This is a genomic window from Escherichia sp. MOD1-EC5189 (assembly GCF_002966045.1).
In the GTDB taxonomy this organism is placed as follows: domain Bacteria; phylum Pseudomonadota; class Gammaproteobacteria; order Enterobacterales; family Enterobacteriaceae; genus Escherichia; species Escherichia coli_F.
This window is the reverse complement of sequence record NZ_PTRX01000060.1, coordinates 1-5,052: the sequence shown is the minus strand read 5'-3', so window position 1 is coordinate 5,052 and position 5,052 is coordinate 1. Positions and strand designations below refer to the sequence as shown.

General features: G+C 54.5%; 3 protein-coding genes. 1 reads left to right on the top strand and 2 read right to left on the bottom strand.

Going from position 1 to position 5,052, the window contains the following annotated elements; translation table 11 throughout:
* Positions 1–29 precede the first annotated feature (29 nt).
* Both fdoH and fdnG read right to left on the bottom strand, forming a co-directional pair.
* Entirely contained in the window at positions 30–932 is a 903-nt protein-coding gene (fdoH, locus tag ATB02_RS25105) for a formate dehydrogenase O subunit beta (RefSeq protein ID WP_105272378.1), read from the bottom strand.
* 12 nt (positions 933–944) lie between these two features.
* On the bottom strand, positions 945–3,995 hold the full coding sequence (fdnG, locus tag ATB02_RS25100; RefSeq protein ID WP_015953878.1) for a formate dehydrogenase-N subunit alpha: 3,051 nt from the start codon (positions 3,993–3,995) through the stop codon (positions 945–947).
* A gap of 193 nt (positions 3,996–4,188) precedes the next feature.
* Here fdnG and fdhD point away from each other — a divergent pair, with 193 nt between their 5' ends.
* On the top strand, positions 4,189–5,022 hold the full coding sequence (gene fdhD / locus ATB02_RS25085; RefSeq protein ID WP_105272377.1) for a formate dehydrogenase accessory sulfurtransferase FdhD: 834 nt from the start codon (positions 4,189–4,191) through the stop codon (positions 5,020–5,022).
* Positions 5,023–5,052 lie beyond the last annotated feature (30 nt).

The window sequence follows — 5,052 nt, the reverse complement described above, 5'->3', positions numbered from 1 at the left end:
GGTGTAGCGCACGATGGTGTCACGTCGTTTCATTTGCGATCCTCGTCTTTCTCTTCGTGCAGATTATTCTCTTCCTCATCCGCACGGTTCGGACCGACACCCACGTAGTGGAAGATACTGGCTGCGAAGGTAGCCGCAAAGCCAACAGCTGCGAGCGGTTTCCAGATGCCTTTCCAGAATTTCACGGTTTCGCTGATTTCCGGGTTCTCCGGCAAGCCATGATACAGATTCGGCTTGTCAGCATGGTGCAGCACGTACATAACGTGTGTACCACCCACGCCTGCCGGATCGTACAGACCCGCATTGTCGTAACCACGGGTTTTCAGCTCAGCCACGCGCTCGCTCGCCAGCGTTTTCATCGACTCTTTCGTACCGAAGTGAATCGCCCCCGTCGGGCAGGTTTTCACACAGGCCGGTTCTTGCCCAACCACCACGCGGTCAACGCACAGTGTACATTTGTAGACGCGGTTGTCTTCCGGGTTGAGGCGCGGAATGTCGAACGGACAGCCCGCAATGCAATAACCGCAGCCGATGCACTGCTCGGACTGGAAGTCGACGATACCGTTGGCATACTGAATAATTGCTCCTTCCGCCGGGCACGCTTTCAGGCAGCCTGGATCGGAACAGTGCATACAGCCGTCTTTGCGGATCAGCCATTCCAGTTTGTCGTTCTGCTCCACTTCCGAGAAGCGCATTACCGTCCACGATTTGGCGCTTAAATCATTGGGGTTGTCGTACACCCCAATGTTATTACCGACGGTATCGCGAATGTCGTTCCACTCTGAACACGCCACCTGACAGGCTTTACAGCCGATACAGGTGGTGACGTCGATGAGTTTCGCCACTTCTTCCTGGAAGTCCCGCGCCTGAGGCGCGGGGGTCAGACCGTTAGTCGCGGAACGACGAATGATATCTTGAGATTGATAAGCCATATGTCGTCTCCGTTACACCTTTTCCACATTCACAAGGAAGGACTTAAACTCCGGCGTCTGCGTGTTCGCATCACCAACGAATGGCGTTAACGTATTGGCAATAAAGCCTTTTTTCGCAACACCTTCATAGCCCCAGTGAATCGGAATACCGATGGTATCGATATCTTTGCCATTCGCTTTCAGCGTGCGAATACGTTTGGTCACCACCGCTTTGGCTTTGATATAGCCACGGTTGGAGGAGACTTTCACGGTATCGCCCTGGGCAATGCCAAGTTTATTCGCCAGCGACTCCCCGATTTCCACAAACTGCTCTGGCTGCAAAATCGCATTCAACAGCGCGTGTTTGGTCCAGTAGTGGAAGTGCTCGGTCAGACGATAGGTGGTTCCGACATACGGGAACTTATCGGCTTTACCCAATGCTTCGGCGTCGTCTTTAAAGATACGTGCAGCCGGGTTCGAGATAACGTTTGGATGCAGTGGGTTAGTTCCCAGCGGCGTTTCAAACGGCTCGTAGTGTTCCGGGAACGGACCTTCCGCCATCTTATCGAGGGCAAACAGACGCCCCATGCCTTCCTGCTGCATGATAAACGGCCCGACGCCACTGCCCGGAGGCGCTGCGCTGTAGTCCGGAATATCCCAGCCGGTCCATTTGGTGCCGTCCCATTTCAGCAACTGACGCTTCGGATCCCACGGGTTACCCTGCGGATCTGCGGAGGCGCGGTTATACAGAATGCGGCGGTTAAGCGGCCATGCCCATGCCCAGCCCAGCGTGTTACCGAGGCCAGACGGATCGGCGTTATCACGGCGTGCCATCTGGTTGCCCTCTGGCGTCCAGCTACCGGCGAAAATCCAGCAGCCACAGGAGGTGGTACCGTCATCGCGCAGTTGTGCGAACGAGCTAAGTTGTTGGCCTTTCTTGACGATAACCGCCCCGGTTGCCGGATCGGTAATATCGGCCAGCGCCTTACCGTTGCTCTCCATCGCCACTTCTTCCGACTTCGGCTCATGCGGGATGGCGTAGTTCCAGGTCATGTTCAGCACCTGGTCCGGGTTCGCGCCACCCTGTTCGGCGTACATCTTGCGCAAGCGCAGGAAGATACCGGAGAGGATCTCGCCGTCAGTCAGCGCAATCCCCGGGGCGTCGGCGCCTTTCCAGTGCCACTGTAACCAGCGACCGGAGTTAACGATAGAACCGTTCTCTTCCGCGAAGCAGGTCGATGGCAGACGGAACACTTCGGTCTGGATCTTCGACGAGTCCACTTCGTTCAGCTCACCGTGGTTCTGCCAGAAGTTGGAGGTTTCAGTGTTCAGCGGGTCGATGGTCACGAGGAACTTCAGTTTCGACAGACAACCGATCACTTTGTTTTTGTTCGGGAATGAGGCTACAGGGTTAAAGCCCTGGCAGATATAGCCATTGACCTTGCCTTCTTTCATCATCTCGAAGTATTGCAGGACGTCGTAGCCTTTATCCCACTTCGGCAACCAGTCAAAGCCCCAGCTGTTTTCTGCCGTCGCTTTATCACCAAAGAAGGCCTTCATCATGGAGACGAAGAATTTCGGGTAATTGCCCCAGTAGTTAACCTGGCCTTCCAGCAGTGGTTTTGGCGTGTTGGCGGCAAGGTAGGTTTGCAGATCGGTCTGCTTCTCGCTTGGCAGCGTCATGTAACCTGGCAGGCTCTGCGACAGCAGCCCCAGGTCCGTCAGCCCCTGAATGTTGGAGTGACCGCGCAGGGCGTTAACGCCGCCGCCTGCCATCCCCATATTGCCGAGCAGTAGCTGGATCATCGCCATCGTACGAATGTTCTGCGCACCAACGGAGTGTTGCGTCCAGCCGAGCGCGTAAAGGAACGAGGCAGTTTTATCGTGAGCACTGGTCTCTGCGATGTATTCGCAGACTTTCAGGAACGCGTCTTTCGGCGTGCCACAGATGTTTTCAACCACATCTGGCGTATAACGGGAAACGTGCTGTTTCAGCAAGTTCCACACGCAGCGCGGATGTTGCAGCGTGGTATCGCGTTTGGCGAAGCCGTTTTCGTCCAGTTCGTAAGTCCAGGAGGATTTATCGTACTTGCGTTTTTCCGCGTCGTAGCCGGTGAACAGGCCATCTTCAAAGCCGTAATCCTCACGCACGATCAGGCTGGCGTTGGTATAGGCTTCGGTGTATTCGCGGTTGAATTTTTCATTGTTCAGCAGGTACAGCAATACGCCTGACAGGAAAGCAATGTCAGTACCGGAACGAATAGGGGCATAGTAGTCAGCCACCGCCGCCGTACGCGTAAAGCGAGGATCGATCACAATCAGCTTCGCGCCGTTGTGAATTTTGGCTTCCATCGCCCAGCGGAACCCGACCGGGTGTGCTTCAGCGGCGTTACCGCCCATCACCACGACGAGGTTGGCGTTCTTGATGTCGACCCAGTGGTTGGTCATCGCACCGCGACCAAATGTTGGAGCAAGACTTGCTACCGTTGGTCCGTGTCAGACACGCGCCTGGTTGTCGACCGCGAGCATACCCAGCGCGCGGGAGAATTTTTGCGTTAAATAGCCGGTTTCGTTACTCGACGCGGAAGCACACAGCATCCCGGTGGAGAGCCAGCGGTTAACAGTCACGCCTTCGGCGTTTTGCGCAATGTAGTTAGCATCGCGGTCTTCTTTCATCAGTTTGGCAATGCGATCAAACGCCTCTTCCCAACTGATTTGCTGCCATTTATCAGAACCAGGGGCACGGTATTCCGGGAACTTCAGACGGCTTTCGGAGTGGATGAAATCCACCAGACCAGCGCCTTTCGGACAAAGTGCACCGCGGTTGACCGGGTGATCCGGGTCACCTTCGATATGGAAGATAGATGCTTTGGCGTTTTTTGCTCCGTCACCGAGGCTGTACATCAACAGCCCACAGCCTACGGAACAATAGGTGCAGGTATTACGGGTTTCGCGGGTGCGCAGCAGTTTATACTGCCGGGTTTCCGCGAGTGCTACGCTGGGTGCAAAACCCAGTGCCGCTGCCGTGGTGCCTGCCATACCGCCAGCGCAGATCTTAAAGAACTGCCTTCTGCTGACCTGCATGGATTGCTCCTTGTTTCGACATTGTCACGTCCCATTTACATTCGCTTGCTGCGTGTGCAGGGAGTGGGAGTTATTTTTCTTTGCGGAAGGGGCCGCAAAGGTCCAGAATTGGCTCAATTTCCCTCCATCCAGGAAGGGTTTGTAACAGAATACCATAATGTTGGTGTGTGTGTTCTTATCTGGTTAAGAGAAAGTGAAAAAAACACAGCAAAAAGAAATCGAAAATGTGACAAATATCACAGGTGTCCGTCAAATTGAGTTATGGCGGCGTGATGATTTACAACACCCACGGTTAGATGAGGTGGCGGAAGAAGTTCCCGTTGCGCTGGTCTACAACGGCATTTCGCATGTGGTGATGATGGCGTCGCCCAAAGACCTTGAGTACTTTGCGCTCGGTTTTTCGCTTTCCGAGGGGATAATCGAAAGTCCGCGCGATATCTTTGGCATGGATGTCGTTCCTTCCTGTAATGGTCTTGAAGTTCAAATTGAGCTTTCCAGCCGCCGCTTTATGGGGTTGAAGGAACGTCGCCGGGCGCTGGCGGGGCGTACGGGCTGTGGCGTATGCGGCGTGGAGCAACTTAATGACATCGGTAAACCGGTGCAGCCGCTGCCGTTCACTCAGACATTTGATCTCAACAAACTGGATGATGCATTACGCCATCTCAATGATTTCCAGCCAGTGGGGCAACTGACAGGTTGTACTCACGCCGCTGCCTGGATGTTGCCATCTGGCGAACTGGTCGGCGGGCATGAAGACGTGGGTCGCCATGTGGCGCTGGATAAACTGTTAGGTCGCCGGGCGCAAGAAGGGGAAAGCTGGCAGCAAGGTGCGGTGCTGGTTTCCAGTCGTGCCAGTTATGAAATGGTGCAAAAGTCAGCGATGTGCGGCGTAGAAATTTTGTTTGCGGTGTCTGCCGCGACCACGCTTGCCGTAGAAGTGGCTGAGCGCTGTAATTTGACGCTGGTGGGCTTTTGTAAGCCGGGTCGGGCAACGGTTTATACCCATCCGCAGCGTTTGAGTAATTAATTAAAATAAGTCCTGCGATATATATTAAAT

Bases quoted from the DNA above. Each gene is read 5' to 3' on its own strand.
- fdoH (WP_105272378.1), bottom strand. From the start codon at position 932: ATGGCTTATCAATCTCAAGATATCATTCGTCGTTCCGCGACTAACGGT.